This is a genomic window from Vibrio sp. GJ43-1 (assembly GCF_055808835.1).
Map to the genome: position 1 here is coordinate 557,612 of NZ_CM147884.1, position 18,630 is coordinate 576,241.

Here is an 18,630-nt window from a genome sequence, read left to right on the forward strand (position 1 = left end):
TGATTATCGCTTACCTATAAGGATTGACCGTGATTAGGATTCAGTGTGCTGAATCTTGATGGTCTGTAGCTGGTAGCCTGCTTGACGGTAAATTTTATACCTTTCTCGAGCAAGTTGCTTAGCTTTTTCTTCGCAAGGCACGAAGTCTACCACTTGAGCGAATGTCTGGGCAAAGGTTGCGTGCGTCTCGGCAACATTTATCACCAGCTGACGGTTCCAGCTCGGTTTTAAGCCGTCAAATCCAATCTCTACAGGGGTACCATTTTTAGGACCCTCACCCACTAAATTGTGAGCGATAAACGCGCTCGCATCAACTTGCCAAAAGTATTCAGCCCAGGCTTCTGCGGAGACTCGGTCGGTGGCATTGAGATAAATTTTGGCACCTTGGCCAGTAAAGTGTCGGCAAAGATAGTGAACATAAGCAAAAAAGCCTGGCTGTGTATCTTCCAAGCTTTCTTCTTCAACGATATAAAATGTTGCAGTTTGCATAGCTACCTAAAAAGTAAAAGGGCCGTTAGGCCCTTTTTTTATTCTTCAGTTTCGTGGCCACTTCGATTCAGTAAGAATTGGACAAGTAGGGAGACAGGACGACCCGTTGACCCTTTCGCTTTACCCGATTTCCAAGCGGTGCCTGCAATATCTAAGTGCGCCCAATGATACTTCTTAGTGAAGCGGGATAAGAAACAACCTGCGGTAATTGTGCCACCCGGACGGCCGCCAATGTTTGCCATATCGGCAAATGGGCTGCTGAGTTGTTCTTGGTACTCATCGGCCATTGGTAGGCGCCAAGCGCGATCGCCAGCTTGCTCTGAAGCGTTAACTAACTCATGAGAGAGTGGGTTATGGTTAGAAAGGACACCACTGATATGATGACCTAGTGCAATAACACAGGCACCAGTTAGCGTAGCAACATCGACCACACACTCAGGCTCAAAGCGCTCAACGTAAGTGAGAGCATCACACAGTACTAAGCGACCTTCTGCGTCGGTATTCAGTACTTCTACAGTTTGGCCAGACATAGTCGTTAGAATGTCACCAGGGCGATAAGCGTTGCTGCCTGGCATGTTTTCACAGCCAGCAAGAATACCAATAACATTGATAGGCAGGTTCAACTTTGCCAAGGCTTTCATTGTACCCATGACAGAAGCCGCACCACACATGTCATACTTCATTTCATCCATGCCTTCACCCGGCTTGAGTGAAATACCGCCTGAATCGAATGTTAAACCTTTACCAATAAGTACGATAGGTTTTGCGTTAGAATCCGGGTTGCCTTTGTACTCCATGATAGACATCAGGGATTCATTTTTAGAACCGCGTCCAACCGCTAGATAAGAGGTCATACCGAGCTTTTCCATCTCTTGCTCACCAATGATCTTGGTGGTCACTGTCTCGTAATCGTCAGCAAGACGACGAGCCTGAGAGGCTAAGTAGGCTGGGTTTGCAATGTTCGGTGGCATGTTGCCTAGGTCTTTCGATGTTTTTACACCTGACGCAATAGCAAGGCCGTGAGAAATGGCTTTTTCACCAAGGTTGAGCTCACGACGTGTCGGTACATTAAACACCAATTTGCGTAACGGGCGACGCGTCTCTGGTTTGTTGCTCTTGAATTGATCAAAGGTGTAAAGGCCATCTTTTGTCGCTTCAACCGCTTGGCGCACTTTCCAGTACGTATCGCGACCTTTAACGTGCAGTTCTGTCAGAAAGCATACCGCTTCCATAGAACCGGTTTCATTTAAGGTGCTGATGGTTTTTTGGATAATCTCTTTGTATTGACGCTCCCCCAACTCTCGTTCTTTGCCACAACCGACCAGTAGAACACGCTCAGAAAGCACGCCTGGTACTTGATGCAACAGTAGCATTTGCCCTGGTTTACCTTCTAGGTCACCACGACGTAGCAAAGAGCTAATATAGCCATCACTGATTTTATCGAGTTGCTCTGCAACCGGAGAGAGACGACGTGGCTCAAATACGCCGACGACAATGCAAGCACTGCGTTGCTTCTCTGGACTGCCACTTTTAACACTAAACTCCATGCGTACTCCTACATCCTAAAGACAAATAGAACTAAATGTTGGATAATCAATTATCAAAGTTTGAATCATAGCCGTTAGTTCGGCCTATAATTGTAAGATAAAAATTGATCCAAAAAGTAAAAAATAAAAGGTTTATCCGAAAACTATAGCGATTCAACCAAAAAAACAAGTTTTGTATAGGTGTTTTCACTGTGATTATTGTTAGATATTTGATCAGAGAAACAGTTAAGAGCCAATTAGCCATATTTTTTGTGCTCTTTTTAGTGTTTTTCAGCCGTCAATTTATCAATGTGCTTGCGGATGCTTCTGATGGAGATATTCCCGCTGGACTTATTATGACTCTCGTTGGTATTAGCATGCCTACGATGGGCTTATTGATGTTTCCATTAAGTATTTACATCGGAATTTTGGTGACTTTTGGGCGACTTTACGCCGAAAGTGAAATAACGGTGATGAATGCGACGGGGATAGGGAACAAATTTCTCATTCGCGCGGCGATGTACCTCGCCGCGATCACCTGCGCGCTTGCTGCATTTAATGCGTTTTGGTTAGCGCCTTGGACACAAGAACAAGAAGTACAAATACGGGAGAAATTGGCCTCAGAGAATTCAGTAGAACTGCTACAGACGGGACAATTTCAACGCACTCCCGATGGCACTTCGGTGGTTTTTATCGACAGCATTAAAGATAAAAAGCTCGAAAACGTGTTTGTTGCACAACTTAGCCCCCGTGATACGGTTTTGCCAAGTGTCATTTCATCTAAATCAGGTGAAGTGAAAGAGCTCAGTGATGGTCGCCAGATTATCGCTTTGTATGATGGTGTCCGTTATGAAGGTGCACCAACACGTTTAGAGTACATGGTGACGGAGTTTTCTGATTACGAAGGCATGATCGGACAACGAGAAGCGCAAGCTCGAGGGCGCTCTTGGATGGCGATACCGACGTTGGATTTGCTTTCTAATCCAGATCCGAAAGCTCAGGCTGAATTACATTGGCGAATTTCACTGGTGATCTGTATCCCGCTTCTGACGATGCTCGTGGTCCCGCTCTCTGCTGTGAACCCAAGGCAAGGGAAGTTTGCCAAAATGGGCCCGGCTATTTTGGTTTATTTCACCTACTTTTTGGCGATTAGTGCCATGAAGTCATCGCTAGAAGATGGCTCTGTTCCGTCTTACATTGGATTATGGCCAATTAATATCGCTCTTTTGTTCACGGCCATCATGGTCAACGCTTACGACACGGTGGGTATGCGCAAGTTTCGGGAGAAATTTAGGCAAAAGCGTTACAAACGAAAAGAGGCAGCCTAATTCATGTTTAAAATTTTAGATGTCTATGTTGGTCGTACCATCATTACCACCATCTTGTTGGTGCTTGCGGTATTTGTTGGTTTGTCAGCCGTCATTAAGTATGTGGAGCAACTGCGCTCAGTCGGCGAAGGCAGCTACGATCTCTTGTCGGCACTGTACTTTGTACTGTTAGGTATGCCTCGTGATATAGAGCTATTCTTCGCAATGGCATCACTGTTAGGGGCGTTGATCGGCTTAGGGATGTTAGCCAGTAGTTCCGAGCTTGTCGTCATGCAAGCGGCGGGTATCTCGAAAGTGCGGATTGGTTTATCGGTGTTAAAAACCGCAGTACCATTGATGATTATCGTGATGGCGCTGGGTGAATGGGGCGCTCCAACGACGCAACAGATGGCGCGAGATCTACGCTTACAAGCGACTTCGGGGGGCAGCATTGTTTCAGTGAGAAACGGTGTGTGGGCGCGCGACGGTAATGACTTTATTTTCATATCGAGCGTTAGCGATAACACCCTAACAGGGTTGAATCTTTGGCGGTTTGATGAAAATAAAAAGTTAACCAGCACCATTTTTGCTGAAAGCGCCGATTACATTGGAAAAAATGGCTGGGTCATGAACGATGTTCAGGTAACCAATTTGGAAAATACGGAAGCTTTCACTAAAGAAATGTTTCCGACATATCAATGGGAAACGTCCTTAGTTCCGGATAAGTTGAAAGTCGTGACGGTTGATTTGAATGAATTGCCGATCAGTGGTCTATACGATTATATGAAGTACCTAGAAGCGTCCGAACAAGACTCTTCTCGCTACGAGTTGGCGTTTTGGCGCAAAGCCACGCAGCCTATTTCGGTCGGTGTCATGATGTTGATGGCGTTATCGTTTGTGTTTGGTCCATTACGTAGTGTGACGATGGGCGCTCGAATTCTGTCTGGTGTTGTTGCTGGGTTTACCTTTTATATTTCTAGTGAGTTCTTTGGACCACTGAGTTTGGTGTATGGCATTCCGCCCGTTTTCGGTGCTCTGGGACCCAGTATCATTTTCTTATTGATTGCTACCCTGTTATTGCGAAGAAAGCTGTAGCGACATAGAGAGATAGCAAAATAAGGCAAGTTAAATAAAAAGGCTGAGATGATTCTCAGCCTTTTTATTATCTGTGCGATGGTACATGTAAACTAGTACTGGTCTTCTGACCAACCGTCGCTGTCAGACATATCGGGCGCGCCAGCGATAGCATTTTCTTCGTCAGCCCATTCGCCGAAATCAATCATTTGGCACTGTTTAGAGCAAAAGGGCCTGAACGGGCTTTCTTCTGCGCTCCATATCACATCGACCTTACATTGAGGGCACTGAACGATGGTTGGTTTACTCATAATTGGATCCATACTTCATATTGTTTAGCTGCAAACAGCCAGTTCAAATTCAACATCGTTAGGGTAGGCTTGTCCCGACTCAAAGGCAATAAACTTAATGGCAAAACGGTTCTTGTGGCCCGAAATCATAGGATAAACACCGCACTCCATAGGAATAGTGAGTCTTAGAATATTGGCTTCTTCGGCATCGCTTTGATAAAAACCAGAACGTGCAATCTGAGGTTTCATCCGCCCAGTTTCTCTGGTGAGCTTTAGCCACATGCTGAGGGCATTCATGAGTGGCTTGAGATTACCGAGCCACTTCTCCGCGTCGTGCATGCGCTTTTCTAAAGGCAGGTGAAGCCAATAGTGTAGGGACGGTAAATCGAAGCAGCATGAGCCGCCTGGCAAGCCAAAGCGTTGACGTATGGCGCTGAGGAAACGGTCTTCTCGAAGTGACTGACCAAAACGTTCAGCCATCATAAGTTCTTTATGAACAACGTCGATATCTCGGAGCAGGTTACCAAGCATTTCTTGATCGACATCGTCGATGTTTAACCACGAACGATAGGTCTGTCTTTGTTTCTCAAGATCTTTTGCTAATTCACTCTTGAGTTGCATCTGTTCAAATATCTCCAATAAATCAAATAGTGATTTAAAGAAAATTTGGTACTGATGACTGTCCGAAAATGACGAAGAATGCTGAAGCTGTCTCAGGAGAGATTCAACTCTTAGGTAAATTCTAGTTTTTTCATTAAGAGGATGTTCGAATCTATTTGTTGTCATTTCACTAGCCTTTAAACGCTTCCCTATTATTTTCACCGATTTTGACTGCACAATGCTAGGTACTTTTGGTGTAATTGTGTGACTTGGGACAAAAGTTGAGCGTTGTTCGTATTATTATCAATCACATCATCGGCATACGCTAGTCGAGTTTCTCGGTCAGCTTGTGAATTGAGTATAGAACGCACTTGTGATTCTGGTACACCGTCCCGTGTCATGGTTCGGTAAATTTGCGTTTCTTCATCAACATCAACCACCAAGACGCGATCAGCCATGCTATTTAAGCCGTTTTCAACTAACAGCGGAACAACAAAAAGTGTGTAAGGGCTTGTTGAGTTATCCAGTAACACTTGCATGCGTTGGCGAATCATAGGGTGGAGCAACTGATTGATCCATTGCTTATCCTGTTCGCTAGCAAAAATACGTTCTCTTAGAGCTGTGCGATTCAACTCCCCACTAGGCAGCAGTATTGATGGACCAAATTGCGCAGTTATTGCGTTGAGTCCAGTGGAGCCTTTTGCCACGACTTCTCGCGCCACCACATCGGCATCGACCAACTCGATATTAAACTCATCACGAAAAAGGTTCGCCACGGTGGTTTTCCCACTCGCTATCCCCCCGGTTAGTCCAATGACATAACTCATAAACTGGCTCCCACAAAAGCGGTTAAATAGTAGTTGATGATGGCATCTCCCCATAGTGCGCATACCCAACCCGCTATGGCTAAATAAGGGCCAAAAGGGAACGCCATATCAATGCCTTTTTTTTGTAGTCGAAGCTGGATGAGGCCGAATATGACCCCGACTACAGAGGAAAGTAATACAATGATGGGAAGATGCGCCCACCCTAGCCATGCACCTAAGGCTGCCAGCAGTTTAAAGTCACCATAGCCCATGCCTTCTTTACCTGTGAGCAGTTTAAATGCCCAATAGACAGACCAAAGACAGAGATAGCCAAGCATGGTACCAATAACGGAATCCATTAGAGAAATGGGAGAAATGCCAAATAATGCCAGTGAGATACCTGCCCACATAAGCGGCAGTGTAAGCTGGTCGGGCAGCAGCATAGTATCAAGGTCAATAAACGTTGCAGCGATGAGCGTAAAAGTAAACGCAATCAAAGCAACGCTGTAAAGGCTGTAGCCTAATTCAAATGCTACGACAGTGGCAAGTACGGCGCTGAGTAATTCAATAATAGGGTAGCGTGCGCTTATTTTATTACCACATTGGCGACATTTACCTTGTAATAATACCCAGCTTAAGACGGGAATATTATCCACTATTCGTATTGCGGTTTGGCAGTTAGGGCAGGTTGAACGAGGAATACTCAGGTTATAGTCACCTTGAGGTGGCTCAATGTGATATTCGGGAAAGGCCTCAGCACATTCTTGGCGCCAACCTCTTTCCATCATGATGGGCAGACGGTGTATCACCACATTAAGAAAACTGCCAACAATTAGGCCAACAATGGCGGCGAAGACCGAGTAAAGCCAAGGATAATAGGTAAAAACGTCCATTTTTGAGTGCTAGCCTAAAGAATCAACAGGTTATTGCCTATGTTAGCCTATTACCGACATTAAGTTAAAGATAGGAAGGTACATTGCGACCACTAACCCTCCCACCATCGTCCCTAGAAACACAATAATGAATGGTTCGAGTATTTTCCCGAGATTATCGACGGTGTTATCCACCTCAAATTCATAGATGGCCGCAATTTTATTCAGCATGTCATCGAGTTGCCCTGACTCTTCACCTATCATGACCATTTGTAGCACCATCTCGGGGAAGGCATTAGCATTGCGCATGGCTAGGTGAATAGGGGTGCTTAGCGACCACATCGCCATGAATCGAAAGAATGGATTGCTGATAATAGGTGCAGTCAGCGGTTTTTGCACTGGCTTGAATGCTCGATAAAATAGGGATCCCTGAGCTAAAGCTGGTGGCTAGGGTACGGCTAAACTTAGCGATTGAAGCCTTAGTGATGATAGCTCCTATGATGGGGATACCAAGAGACAAACGGCTGGTATGCAGTTTAAATGCGGCATTTTGTTTTCTTAATAAGCGAAACATAACAAGGGCGACGCCGATACTGATGATGAGCATGGACCCATTAGCTTGCAACCAATGCGAGGCTTGCAGAACTTGCAAGGTAAACCAAGGTAAGGTGGCGTTAAATCCTTTGAACATGCTTTCAAACTCTGGGATCACTTGTGTCAACATTAAAAAGGTGACGATGAACGAGACCAAAAGTACCATGCCGGGGTAGATAAGAGCTTTAACGACTTTTGATTTCAGAGCTTCTTGTTTTTCTCTATACAGTGCGAGACGCTCGAAGACAGCAGGTAAGTTTCCCGATGTTTCACCTAGTGGCGACCATGTCGACGTAGAAGCTATCGAAATGCACACTGGCCATTTGCATGGCTCGTGAGATAGGTGTCCCAGCTTCAATCGCTTTACAGATTTGCCCGAGCACCGACTTCATTTCTGCTTTAGTGTGATTATCTGCGACCAACTTAAGCGCATGAATAATGGGAATGCTCGGTACTCAACATGGTGGCGAGCTGACGTGTTAGTGTGGTGATATCTTGTCGTTGGATGCGATGCGTGAGCTTAGTCCAAAGGGATACGCTATGGCGGGTGATTTTCTTAATTTGAACATGCTGGCTTTTAAGCTTATCCCTAACCTCACTTTCTGTCATGGCAAGCGTATGACCCGACACTTTTTTCCGGTGCTGTTGATGCCTTTCCAGCGAAAGGTTTTTAGCGGAATAGCTTGTATTTTAGCCATTATCGTTCCCTTCAAAATGATACAGAGCTTGCAATGCAAAGGTAGTAATGCTGAATCTAAGTACTTAAAGTACCTGGCCTAGAAATAGAGAACACGCTGCAGCTCCTTAAAGCTGGTGATCCCTTGCTCAAGTTTCGTGATCCCTGATTGTTTTAAGGTGAGCATACCTTGCGACTTGGCGATAGACTCTAGCTCTTGGATACTGGCATTTTGCATGACCGCCTCCGCGAGCTCAGCCGTAAAGGGCATCACTTCATAAATGCCTGTCCGTCCTGAGTAGCCATGATTGCAGGCGTTGCAGCCTTTTTCATTGGCTTGATAAATGGTGTTCGCTTGGTGATAAAGCGAGGTTGTGCTGCAATCCAATGGGTAGCACTTCAGGCGTTTTACAGTGATTGCAGAGTTTACGAGCCAGTCGTTGTGCGATAATTAGGGACAGCGACGATGCAAGGTTGAAAGCGTCGATGCCCATATTTTGCAGCCGAACGACGGTTTCAATCGCAGAGTTGGTGTGCAGGGTGGATAGGACTAAGTGACCAGTTTGCGCCGCTTTCACCGCAATTTCTGCGGTGTCGAAATCTCGAACTTCCCCTACCATGACAATATCAGGATCCTGTCTTAAGAACGATCGCAGCGCTTCTGGGAAACCAAAGCCGATTTTGGGGTTAACTTGCACTTGGTTGATGCCATCAAGATGGATCTCGACCGGATCTTCTGCTGTTGAAATATTGCGATCCGCAGTGTTGAGAATACTCAATCCGGTATACAGCGAGACGGTTTTGCCACTGCCAGTCGGACCTAGGTGATAAGGATCATGCCTTGCGGCTTTTTAAGTGCATTTAGGTAAAGCGTGCGTTGTTGTGACGTATAGCCAAGTTGATCAATGTTCAAGTTGGCCGAGCCGCCATCCAGGATCCGCAAGACTATTTTTTCGCCCCACATTGTCGGTAGGGTGGAGACTCGCATGTCTACGGCGGCGCTGTCGGAGAGCTTGAGTTTAATTCGCCCATCTTGAGGCAAGCGACGTTCGGCAATATCGAGTTTGGCCAAAATCTTAATGCGGGCAGAGAGGCGCCTGCTAAGGTGACTGGCGGGCTGGTGGGTTTCAATTAATATTCCGTCACAGCGCAAGCGAATACGGTAGACGTGCTCATAAGGCTCAAAGTGAATATCAGACGCTTTTTTACGAACCGCATCAATGAGGACTTGTTGAATAAAGCGGCTAACTGGGGATTCATCGAGACTTAAATCTTCGATGTTATCCAGTTCAGCATCGGTGACTTGCACTAAGTTGGCTAAGTCATCGGAAGTGAGATCCTTACTGCTATTTTGCCAACTGTCACCAGTTTCTCCGTACATACGCCGAATTGCGGCGCGAATGTCTTGATGACACGCTAAAACCAGCTCAATCTGCATGCCAGTGGCAAAACGAAAGTCATTTTCAACATGCTGTAAAGTAGGATCGCCAATAGCGATGGTAAGTACACCATTAAATTGAGATAAGGGTAAGGCATTGTGGGTCGTGATGGCGTCGCGTAGCCCTAAGCGTTGGCAAAGCTCGGTAAAATCAAAGCTATGAATAGGCGTCACCGCCAGCCCGAATAACAAACTCAGCTGGTGGGTGAATTCCTGTGGCGTGAATAGATTCAGCTCAAGCACCGCATCGGGCGCGGAACAGCCCGATGTGGCGATGAGGTCTAACACCGACTCCGCTTGCGACGCACTAATCAGGCTAGCGTGCTGCAAGATAGAGGGGAGGTTAGATTGCATTGTTTATTGAACGCCGATTGTTCCCCCACCTGTACAGTTTTTTGGTAGTTCATCCGCACCACTATCGATTGTACTAATGCAACTCCAAGAGCCTTCATTATCTCTTTTTAGAGCGATTTTTTTGCCTTTTATAGCTGGTGAAGAATCATTTGGAAATGCATAAACAACCGTTCCAGATCCATCGGTTATATCTCCGGTTTTTATATAATTACTAACGCTACTTGGAATTGACGCTGAGGCCGTCGCTGGAAAAGTTCCATTTTCAAGTGTATGTGTTTCAAGGTTAGTTTTTAAACCAGAAAGGGTAGCAAGTGCTGATGCAGCTTCAGCTTTTGCCACATATTTTTGATACTGAGGAAGAGCAACTGCCGCCAATACCCCAATCACCGCCACTACAATCATCAACTCAATCAAGGTAAAGCCTTGTTGTTTATTCGTTTTTCTCATCATCTTGTCCTTAGAATAGTGATACTTAGCTACAGTAGGTATCAGCCCATACGCAATAAAGCGCACAATGATTGAGCTACGAGTGAGTTGGGAAATTTTTGGAGTTTGTTGCAAGGTATGCAGGAGAGGTTGCGAGTGGGGTTGAGTTTTGGGTTGTAGGTGGAGGAAGAGCGGTTCTATGGTCCTGTGGCCCTATGGTTTAGGGGAAGAGCAGTTCCTAGTTCCTAGATGGGGATAGTGAATTAACAGTATTATTTGACAGGTTGAGCATTAAGCGTAGTCTGGGACCACAGGACCACAGGACCACAGGACCACAGGACCACAGGACCACAGGACCACAGGACCACAGGACCACAGGACCACAGGACCACAGGACCACAGGACCACAGGACCACAGGACCACAGGACCACAGGACCACAGACATAAAAAAAGCGAAGTCTAATTAGACTCCGCTCAGTTTAATTTTCCTCTAGGACCTAGGACCCCGCTCTTAAACCGCTCCTATCCCTTAAACCTCATCGACAAATCCATCGCTTTTAAATGCTTAGTCAGCGCGCCAACAGAAATATAATCTACGCCTGTCTCGGCAAACTCTTTGATGGTGTCCATCGTGACGTTACCTGAGTTTTCTAGTGCAGCGCGGCCTGCGTTGATTTTCACCGCTTCACGCATCATGTCAGTAGTAAAGTTATCCAGCATGATGATGTCTGCACCAGCTTCAATAGCTTGGTTCAATTCTTCAAGCGATTCAGTTTCGACTTCAACGGGTTTGCCCGGATTTAATTGCTTAGCTGTGGTAATGGCTTTGGTGATACCGCCACAAGCGATGATGTGGTTTTCTTTAATTAAGTAGGCATCAAAAACCCCAATACGATGGTTCAAACCACCGCCACAGGCGACCGCGTATTTAAGTGCGCTACGCAGACCTGGAATAGTTTTACGGGTGTCTAATAAACGGCACTGTGTGTGGGCGATTTTTTCAGCGTATTGGGCAGTAATGGTTGCGCAACCAGAGAGTGTTTGGATAAAATTCATCGCATTGCGTTCGCCAGTTAATAGAATGCGAGCCGGGCCTGACATGGTACAAAGGACTTGGTTGGGCTCAACTTTATCACCATCATCAACATGCCAATCAATGGCCACTTCACCACCAAGTTGCTTGAATACTTCGTCCGCCCACATTTTTCCACAAAAAACACCGTGTTCACGAGTAATGATAGTCGCGACATTTTGTGTGTCTGCTGGGATCAAGCTGGTGGTGATGTCTGCGCCTGCGTCTAGCGTTCCACCCAGGTCTTCACGCAGTGTATCGGCGACGGCACGAGTAATTTCAGTAGGAAGTTGCTGCTTTAAATACTCAAGGCGTTCTTGGCTGTTATGTGTGTTTTTCATCGCTTAAGGAATCTATGTGGGGGAACAAAGTGGGCATGATACTCTGGCTTGTGTGTAATTTCAGCATCAATTCTCGCATTTTATTGGTTGTTGGATAAAATCATAGCGAACCTTATGCAGATGGACATCATTAGTATGCAAAACCCCAATACGACTCAGTGTGAAAGCATGGCACCTATTGTTGATGAACAGGGCTGGTATTTACTCGGCTCGACGCGTGCCATCACCACATTTTGATGCCCGTAGTGATGAGCAAGATATCTCTTTGCTGGTGGTACACAACATCAGTTTACCGCCAGGTCAGTTTGGTGGTGGTCATATAGAATCATTTTTCCAAGGCACCTTGGACGCGAGCCTTCATCCATTTTTCAAGGTCATCGAGAATATGCGTGTTTCCGCCCATTGTCTCATTCGCCGTAACGGCGAGGTAGTGCAGTTTGTTCCGTTCTCTGCTCGTGCTTGGCATGCGGGTGTGTCGAGTTTTGCTGGGCGAGATAAATGTAATGATTATTCAATTGGGATTGAGCTAGAAGGGACGGACTTTTTACCGTACAGCCCAGAGCAGTATCAGAGCTTGGCTGAATTAACTAAGGTTATTTTGTCGTATTATCCGCAAATTACCCCTGAGCGGATAACTGGACATCAATATATTGCCCCTTTGAGAAAGACTGACCCTGGATTGGTTTTTGACTGGGTGCGGTTCAAACAAGGGCTATGATTAAATACTAATACCACCAATGGGTTAGACCTCCTCAACATCGATATATTTATTTTGTTACTTAAATTATTAAAAATAGCTTGTCTCATCCTGCAAGCTTTTTTTGATTTCGATCAACTTCCCTCACTCAATTATCACGTTCTTACCTGTTGATTTATAATGATTTTTCTAGCACGAAAAACGCCCGATAGGTTTCTTGTATGTAATTGGTATGACCAAGTCTGTTGGTGTTTTAATCAATAAATGTTTCATTGCTGTTAATGTACCGTCGCTTCTATGATGTGAATCAATTTTTAGCTAGACATTTGCGTTTTAAATGTGTTAATTTTTAGCCCAACTTGAAATTGGTAATACCAATTGACTGCATAAGAAAAGTAGAACTATAGCCATGGCTTATCAAAGGATTCGTCAGCCCAAACTTTCGGATGTTATCGAACAGGAACTTGAGCGGTTGATCGTCGAAGGAACGCTTTCAGCGGGGCAACAACTGCCTCCTGAACGTGAACTGGCAAAACAATTTGATGTTTCTCGACCTTCAATTCGAGAAGCAATTCAGCGCTTGGAAGCAAAGCGCCTGCTGACCCGTAGACAGGGTGGCGGTACGTTTGTTAGCGACAATATATGGAAAAGTTTTTCAGATCCTTTGCTAGAACTCCTTTCATCTCACAATGAAACTCAGCTTGACTTGCTAGAAGCGCGTCATGCAATGGAAGGTATTTCAGCTTATTTTGCAGCGTTGCGTGGTACAGAAGAAGATTTCGCTCAGATAGAAAGTTGTTTAGCTAATATCAGTGAAGTGCAAGAAAACAGTGACGTAGAGGCGGAAGCGTCTGCGGTTATGGCTTTTCTTATTGCCTTAACAGAAGCCGCTCATAATGTGGTTTTATTGCATATTATTCGAAGCTTAGCGCCACTACTTGAGCAAAATGTTCTACAGAATTTAAAGTTATTACATCGCCGCACTGAAGTGTCGGAGAAAGTCAGTAAACATAGAGCTAATATTGTAGATGCGATTGTTTCTGGTCAGCCTGAAAAGGCGCGAGAAATGTCTCATTCACATTTAGCGTATATCGAAGAAACATTGTTGGATTTGACGCGCGAAGAATCACGCCGAGAGCGTTCTCTACGTCGAATTCAGCAGGGTAATGAGTCGTAATAAAACGACGCATTAAATGTTTAGTATTTAGTAGAATCTAACTAACAAAAGGATAGATCGCCATGTCTGACATGAAGCATGACGTTGATGCTCTAGAAACTCAAGATTGGTTACAAGCACTAGAGTCAGTAGTACGCGAAGAAGGCGTAGAACGCGCACAATATTTACTAGAACAAGTTCTAGATAAAGCGCGTTTAGACGGTGTTGACATGCCAACCGGTATCAACACTAACTACATCAACACCATCCCAGCAGCACAAGAGCCCGCTTACCCTGGTGACGTCACTCTTGAGCGTCGTATTCGTTCGATTATTCGCTGGAACGCAATCATGATCGTATTGCGTGCTTCTAAGAAAGACCTAGACCTTGGTGGTCACATGGCTTCTTACCAGTCAGCAGCAGCGTTCTACGAAGTCTGTTTCAACCACTTCTTCCGTGCTCCAAACGAGACAGACGGTGGCGATCTAGTTTACTACCAAGGTCACATCTCTCCAGGTATCTACTCTCGTGCATTCGTTGAAGGTCGTCTAACTGAAGAGCAGCTCGATAACTTCCGTCAAGAAGTGGATGGTAAAGGTATCCCTTCTTACCCGCACCCTAAACTGATGCCTGAGTTCTGGCAGTTCCCGACCGTATCGATGGGTCTTGGCCCGATCTCTGCTATCTATCAAGCGCGCTTCCTTAAGTACCTTGACGGCCGTGGCTTGAAAGAAACCTCAGCGCAACGCGTATATGCGTTCTTAGGTGACGGTGAGATGGATGAGCCAGAATCACGCGGTGCTATTTCTTTCGCTGCGCGTGAGAAGCTAGACAACCTATGTTTCCTCATTAACTGTAACCTGCAGCGTCTAGACGGCCCTGTAATGGGTAACGGTAGCATCATCCAAGAACTTGAAGGCCTATTTAAAGGTGCAGGTTGGAACGTTGTTAAAGTTATCTGGGGTAGCAACTGGGATTCGCTACTAGCTAAAGACACGACTGGTAAGCTTCTTCAACTAATGAACGAAACTATCGATGGTGACTACCAGACATTCAAATCGAAAGATGGCGCCTACGTACGTGAGCACTTCTTTGGTAAGTACCCAGAAACAGCGGCACTTGTGGCTGATATGACGGATGACGAAATCTTTGCGCTTAAGCGTGGTGGTCACGATTCGTCTAAACTGTTTGCTGCATTCAACAATGCAAAAGAAACAGGTGGCAAGCCAACGGTAATCCTAGCTAAGACAGTTAAAGGTTACGGTATGGGTGATGCAGCTGAAGGTAAGAACATTGCTCACGGTGTTAAGAAAATGGACATGACTCATGTTCAACACCTGCGTGATCGCCTAGGCCTGGAAGACATCCTTTCAGATGAGAAGATCGCTGAACTTCCTTACCTGAAATTGGAAGAAGGAACGCCTGAGTACGAATACATGCACGCTCGTCGTAATGCCCTACATGGTTACACGCCAGCACGTCTTCCTAAGTTTACTCAAGAGTTCAAGGTTCCTGAGCTAGACGCATTCGCACCTCTACTGGGTGAACAGAAGCGTGATATCTCTACTACTATGGCTTATGTACGTACGCTAAACATCCTTCTTAAGGATAAGAACATTGGTAAGAACATTGTTCCTATCATCTGTGATGAAGCTCGTACATTCGGTATGGAAGGTCTATTCCGTCAGGTAGGTATCTATAACCCACATGGTCAAGAATACACACCTGAAGACAAAGGCATCGTTTCTTATTACAAAGAAGCAACGTCTGGTCAAGTTCTTCAAGAAGGTATCAACGAGCTAGGTTCAATGGCGTCTTGGGTTGCTGCGGCAACGTCATACAGCACCAACGATCTACCAATGATCCCGTTCTACATCTACTACTCAATGTTTGGTTTCCAACGTATTGGTGACATGGCATGGCTAGCAGGTGACCAACAAGCGCGTGGCTTCCTACTAGGTGCTACCGCAGGCCGTACAACGCTAAACGGCGAAGGTCTACAGCACGAAGACGGTCACTCGCACATTATGGCGAACACGGTACCTAACTGTATCTCTTATGACCCAACGTTTGCTTACGAGCTAGCGGTAATCATGCAAGACGGTATTCGTCGCATGTACGGTCCTGAGCAAGAAAACGTTTACTACTACCTAACTGTAATGAACGAAAACTACGCAATGCCAGCAATGCCAGAAGGCGCTGAAGAAGGCATCCGTAAAGGTATCTACAAGCTTGAGTCTCACGCTGGTACGAAGGGTAAAGTTCAGCTAATGAGCTCTGGTACTATCATGAACGAAGCGCGTAAAGCCGCTGAAATTCTAAGCGAAGAGTACGGCGTTGCCTCTGATGTCTTCTCTGTCACGTCGTTCAACGAACTGACTCGTGACGGCCAAGCGGTAGAGCGTGACAACATGCTTCACCCAGAAGCTGAAGAGAAAGTCCCGTATATCACAACCGTTCTTGGTAAAGAACCTGCTATCGCAGTGACTGACTACATGAAGAACTACGCTGAGCAAGTACGTGCATTTATGCCAAGCGAATCATACAAAGTACTGGGTACTGATGGTTTCGGTCGCTCTGATAGCCGTGAAAATCTACGTCGTCACTTCGAAGTTAACGCCGGATTACGTCGTAGTAGCAGCACTGACTGAGCTAGCCAAACGTGGTGATGTTGAAAAATCAGTGGTTGTAGAAGCGATTGCTAAATTTGGCATCGACACTGAAAAAACTAACCCGCAATACGCATAAGACTTCCATTAAGGTAGGAAAATACAATGACAATCGAAATTAATGTACCAGACATCGGTGCAGATGAGGTTGAAGTAACTGAGATTCTGGTTAACGTTGGCGACAAGGTTGAAGAAGAACAGTCACTGATCACTGTTGAAGGCGACAAAGCTTCTATGGAAGTTCCTGCGTCTCAAGCGGGTATCGTTAAAGAGATCAAAATAGCGGAAGGCGATTCTGTTTCTACTGGCTCTCTTATCATGATCTTTGAAGAGGCAGGCTCTCCTGCGGAAGGTGCTGCAGCAGCACCAGGCTGCGCCAGCAGTTGAAGCGGCGGCACCTGTTGCAGCTGCTCCTGCGGCCGCTGAACTTAAAGAAGTTCACGTTCCTGATATTGGCGGTGATGAAGTTGAAGTCACTGAAATCATGGTCGCTATCGGCGACGCAGTAGAAGAAGAGCAATCGCTTCTTACTGTTGAAGGCGACAAGGCTTCAATGGAAGTGCCTGCACCATTCGCAGGCATCGTTAAAGAAATCAAGATCGCTTCTGGTGATTCAGTGTCTACTGGTTCTCTAGTGATGGTTTTGAAGTGGCAGGCTCTGGCGCACCCGTTGCAGCAACGCCTGCTCCAGCAGCAGCTCCTGTTGCCGCGGCACCAGCCGCTTCTGCGGAGAAAGAAGTCAACGTACCAGATATCGGTGGCGACGAAGTCGAAGTGACTGAAATCATGGTAGCGGTTGGCGATACAGTAGAAGAAGAGCAATCTCTCATTACTGTTGAAGGTGACAAAGCTTCAATGGAAGTGCCTGCACCATTCGCTGGTACAGTGAAAGAAATCAAGATTGCAGCTGGCGATACCGTGTCAACTGGCTCTCTAATCATGACGTTTGTCGTTGAAGGCGCAGCACCTGCTCCTGTTGCAGCGCCTGCACAAGCAGCCGCTCCAGCGGCGGCGGCGGCCGCATCGGCGGACCGTCCTAAATCAGAAGCACCAGCAGCAGCTGGCGACTTCCAAGAGAACGGTGACTATGCTCACGCTTCTCCAGTTGTTCGTCGTCTTGCTCGTGAATTTGGCGTTAACCTGTCGAAGGTGAAAGGTTCAGGTCGTAAGAGCCGCATTCTGAAAGAAGATGTTCAGTCTTACGTGAAAGAAGCGCTTAAACGTCTTGAGTCTGGTGCAGCAGCATCTGGTAAAGGCGGTGATGGTTCAGCACTTGGCCTACTACCTTGGCCAAAAGTTGACTTCAGCAAGTTTGGTGAGACGGAAGTTCAAAAACTGTCTAAAATCAAGAAGATCTCTGGTGCTAACTTGCACCGCAACTGGGTAATGATTCCACATGTTACACAGTGGGATAATGCTGATATCACGGCGCTTGAAGCATTCCGTAAAGAGCAAAATGCGATTGAAGCGAAGAAAGACACAGGCATGAAGATCACACCTCTTGTGTTCATCATGAAAGCGGTCGCGAAAGCACTAGAAGCCTTCCCTGCATTTAACTCTTCACTATCTGAAGATGGTGAGAGCATCATTCTGAAGAAATACGTGAATGTTGGTATTGCGGTTGATACGCCAAATGGTTTGGTTGTTCCGGTCTTTAAAGATGTGAACAAAAAAGGCATTTACGAGCTATCTGAAGAGCTCGCAGTAATTTCTAAGAAAGCACGTTCTGGTAAACTGACTGCAGCCGATATGCAAGGTGGTTGTTTCACTATCTCTAGCCTAGGTGGCATTGGTGGTACTGCATTTACGCCAATCGTTAATGCACCAGAAGTGGGTATCTTAGGGGTATCTAAATCTGAAATGAAGCCAGTATGGAACGGGAAAGAATTTGAACCGCGCCTACAGCTTCCGCTTTCTCTATCCTACGATCACCGCGTGATCGATGGTGCAGAAGGTGCACGCTTCATTACCTATTTAAACAGCTGCTTGAGCGATATTCGCCGTTTGGTACTGTAACAAATAAATAGAAACTAGGGCGGCTGAAACAGCCGCCCTTATTGACAAAATTCAATGACAATTTGATGATACTGTAATTTTTACAAATCGAATTGTTGTCTAGCTCACAGGCTAAATTGATTTACTTTTCACACCATTAACATCTCTGTAAACTGTTGGCGGTCTGAATTACATTGTTTAAGCAACATACTTTAGATAATGTTGTTTAAAACAACGTCTCAATATA

General features: G+C 45.8%; 11 protein-coding genes and 5 pseudogenes. 6 read left to right on the top strand and 10 right to left on the bottom strand.

Going from position 1 to position 18,630, the window contains the following annotated elements; translation table 11 throughout:
• Positions 1–33: 33 nt before the first annotated feature.
• Both AC0L66_RS02725 and pepA read right to left on the bottom strand, forming a co-directional pair.
• The gene (locus tag AC0L66_RS02725; RefSeq protein WP_428795248.1) at positions 34–489 is read right to left on the bottom strand and encodes a DNA polymerase III subunit chi; all 456 of its coding nucleotides are present in this window, start codon (positions 487–489) and stop codon (positions 34–36) included.
• A 38-nt stretch (positions 490–527) separates the two neighbouring features.
• Positions 528–2,036 carry a leucyl aminopeptidase gene (gene pepA / locus AC0L66_RS02730; protein ID WP_265677580.1) on the bottom strand — a complete coding sequence of 503 codons (1,509 nt, stop codon included), beginning with the start codon at positions 2,034–2,036 and terminating at the stop codon, positions 528–530.
• Between the two features lie 191 nt (positions 2,037–2,227).
• On the opposite strand from pepA, the gene lptF reads away from it, so the two are divergent.
• Positions 2,228–3,343, top strand: coding sequence for an LPS export ABC transporter permease LptF (gene lptF / locus AC0L66_RS02735; RefSeq protein ID WP_265677579.1), 1,116 nt, complete (start codon positions 2,228–2,230; stop codon positions 3,341–3,343).
• Between the two features lie 3 nt (positions 3,344–3,346).
• Positions 3,347–4,417: an LPS export ABC transporter permease LptG gene (gene lptG / locus AC0L66_RS02740; protein ID WP_265677577.1), complete on the top strand. Its 1,071-nt coding sequence runs from the start codon at positions 3,347–3,349 to the stop codon at positions 4,415–4,417.
• A gap of 92 nt (positions 4,418–4,509) precedes the next feature.
• Here lptG and yacG read toward each other — a convergent pair whose 3' ends face one another.
• The 8 genes and pseudogenes from yacG to nadC form a co-directional block, all read right to left on the bottom strand.
• Entirely contained in the window at positions 4,510–4,707 is a 198-nt protein-coding gene (yacG, locus tag AC0L66_RS02745; protein WP_250617368.1) for a DNA gyrase inhibitor YacG, read from the bottom strand.
• Positions 4,708–4,731: 24 nt separating this feature from the next.
• Positions 4,732–5,472, bottom strand: coding sequence for a cell division protein ZapD (gene zapD, locus AC0L66_RS02750; RefSeq protein ID WP_428753412.1), 741 nt, complete (start codon positions 5,470–5,472; stop codon positions 4,732–4,734).
• 32 nt (positions 5,473–5,504) lie between these two features.
• Positions 5,505–6,113: a dephospho-CoA kinase gene (coaE, locus tag AC0L66_RS02755; protein WP_265677573.1), complete on the bottom strand. Its 609-nt coding sequence runs from the start codon at positions 6,111–6,113 to the stop codon at positions 5,505–5,507.
• Entirely contained in the window at positions 6,110–6,985 is an 876-nt protein-coding gene (locus tag AC0L66_RS02760; protein ID WP_265677568.1) for a prepilin peptidase, read from the bottom strand. Before AC0L66_RS02760 ends, coaE begins: the two co-directional genes overlap by 4 nt.
• Positions 6,986–7,027: 42 nt before the next feature.
• Positions 7,028–8,256 (bottom strand): annotated as a pseudogene (locus tag AC0L66_RS02765) (type II secretion system F family protein).
• A 78-nt stretch (positions 8,257–8,334) separates the two neighbouring features.
• Positions 8,335–10,026: pseudogene (gene pilB, locus AC0L66_RS02770) on the bottom strand (type IV-A pilus assembly ATPase PilB).
• 3 nt (positions 10,027–10,029) lie between these two features.
• Positions 10,030–10,476 (bottom strand): pilin, encoded by a 447-nt coding sequence (locus AC0L66_RS02775; RefSeq protein WP_473568330.1) that lies wholly within the window; start codon positions 10,474–10,476, stop codon positions 10,030–10,032.
• A gap of 499 nt (positions 10,477–10,975) precedes the next feature.
• The gene (gene nadC / locus AC0L66_RS02780; RefSeq protein WP_265677556.1) at positions 10,976–11,866 is read right to left on the bottom strand and encodes a carboxylating nicotinate-nucleotide diphosphorylase; all 891 of its coding nucleotides are present in this window, start codon (positions 11,864–11,866) and stop codon (positions 10,976–10,978) included.
• 177 nt (positions 11,867–12,043) lie between these two features.
• Here nadC and ampD point away from each other — a divergent pair.
• From ampD to aceF, 4 genes and pseudogenes are all read left to right on the top strand, one after another.
• Positions 12,044–12,584 (top strand): annotated as a pseudogene (gene ampD, locus AC0L66_RS02785) (1,6-anhydro-N-acetylmuramyl-L-alanine amidase AmpD).
• A gap of 388 nt (positions 12,585–12,972) precedes the next feature.
• Positions 12,973–13,740 (top strand): pyruvate dehydrogenase complex transcriptional repressor PdhR, encoded by a 768-nt coding sequence (gene pdhR, locus AC0L66_RS02790; protein WP_473568332.1) that lies wholly within the window; start codon positions 12,973–12,975, stop codon positions 13,738–13,740.
• Between the two features lie 62 nt (positions 13,741–13,802).
• Positions 13,803–16,467: pseudogene (gene aceE / locus AC0L66_RS02795) on the top strand (pyruvate dehydrogenase (acetyl-transferring), homodimeric type).
• Positions 16,468–16,493: 26 nt separating this feature from the next.
• Positions 16,494–18,404 (top strand): annotated as a pseudogene (gene aceF / locus AC0L66_RS02800) (pyruvate dehydrogenase complex dihydrolipoyllysine-residue acetyltransferase).
• The last annotated feature ends 226 nt before the right edge of the window (positions 18,405–18,630 follow it).

Coding starts and splice junctions, on each gene's coding strand:
- AC0L66_RS02725 (WP_428795248.1), bottom strand. CDS start 489: ATGCAAACTGCAACATTTTATATCGTTGAAGAAGAAAGCTTGGAAGAT.
- pepA (WP_265677580.1), bottom strand. CDS start 2,036: ATGGAGTTTAGTGTTAAAAGTGGCAGTCCAGAGAAGCAACGCAGTGCT.
- lptG (WP_265677577.1), top strand. CDS start 3,347: ATGTTTAAAATTTTAGATGTCTATGTTGGTCGTACCATCATTACCACC.
- yacG (WP_250617368.1), bottom strand. CDS start 4,707: ATGAGTAAACCAACCATCGTTCAGTGCCCTCAATGTAAGGTCGATGTG.
- zapD (WP_428753412.1), bottom strand. CDS start 5,472: ATGACAACAAATAGATTCGAACATCCTCTTAATGAAAAAACTAGAATT.
- coaE (WP_265677573.1), bottom strand. CDS start 6,113: ATGAGTTATGTCATTGGACTAACCGGGGGGATAGCGAGTGGGAAAACC.
- AC0L66_RS02760 (WP_265677568.1), bottom strand. CDS start 6,985: ATGGACGTTTTTACCTATTATCCTTGGCTTTACTCGGTCTTCGCCGCC.
- AC0L66_RS02775 (WP_473568330.1), bottom strand. CDS start 10,476: ATGATGAGAAAAACGAATAAACAACAAGGCTTTACCTTGATTGAGTTG.
- nadC (WP_265677556.1), bottom strand. CDS start 11,866: ATGAAAAACACACATAACAGCCAAGAACGCCTTGAGTATTTAAAGCAG.
- pdhR (WP_473568332.1), top strand. CDS start 12,973: ATGGCTTATCAAAGGATTCGTCAGCCCAAACTTTCGGATGTTATCGAA.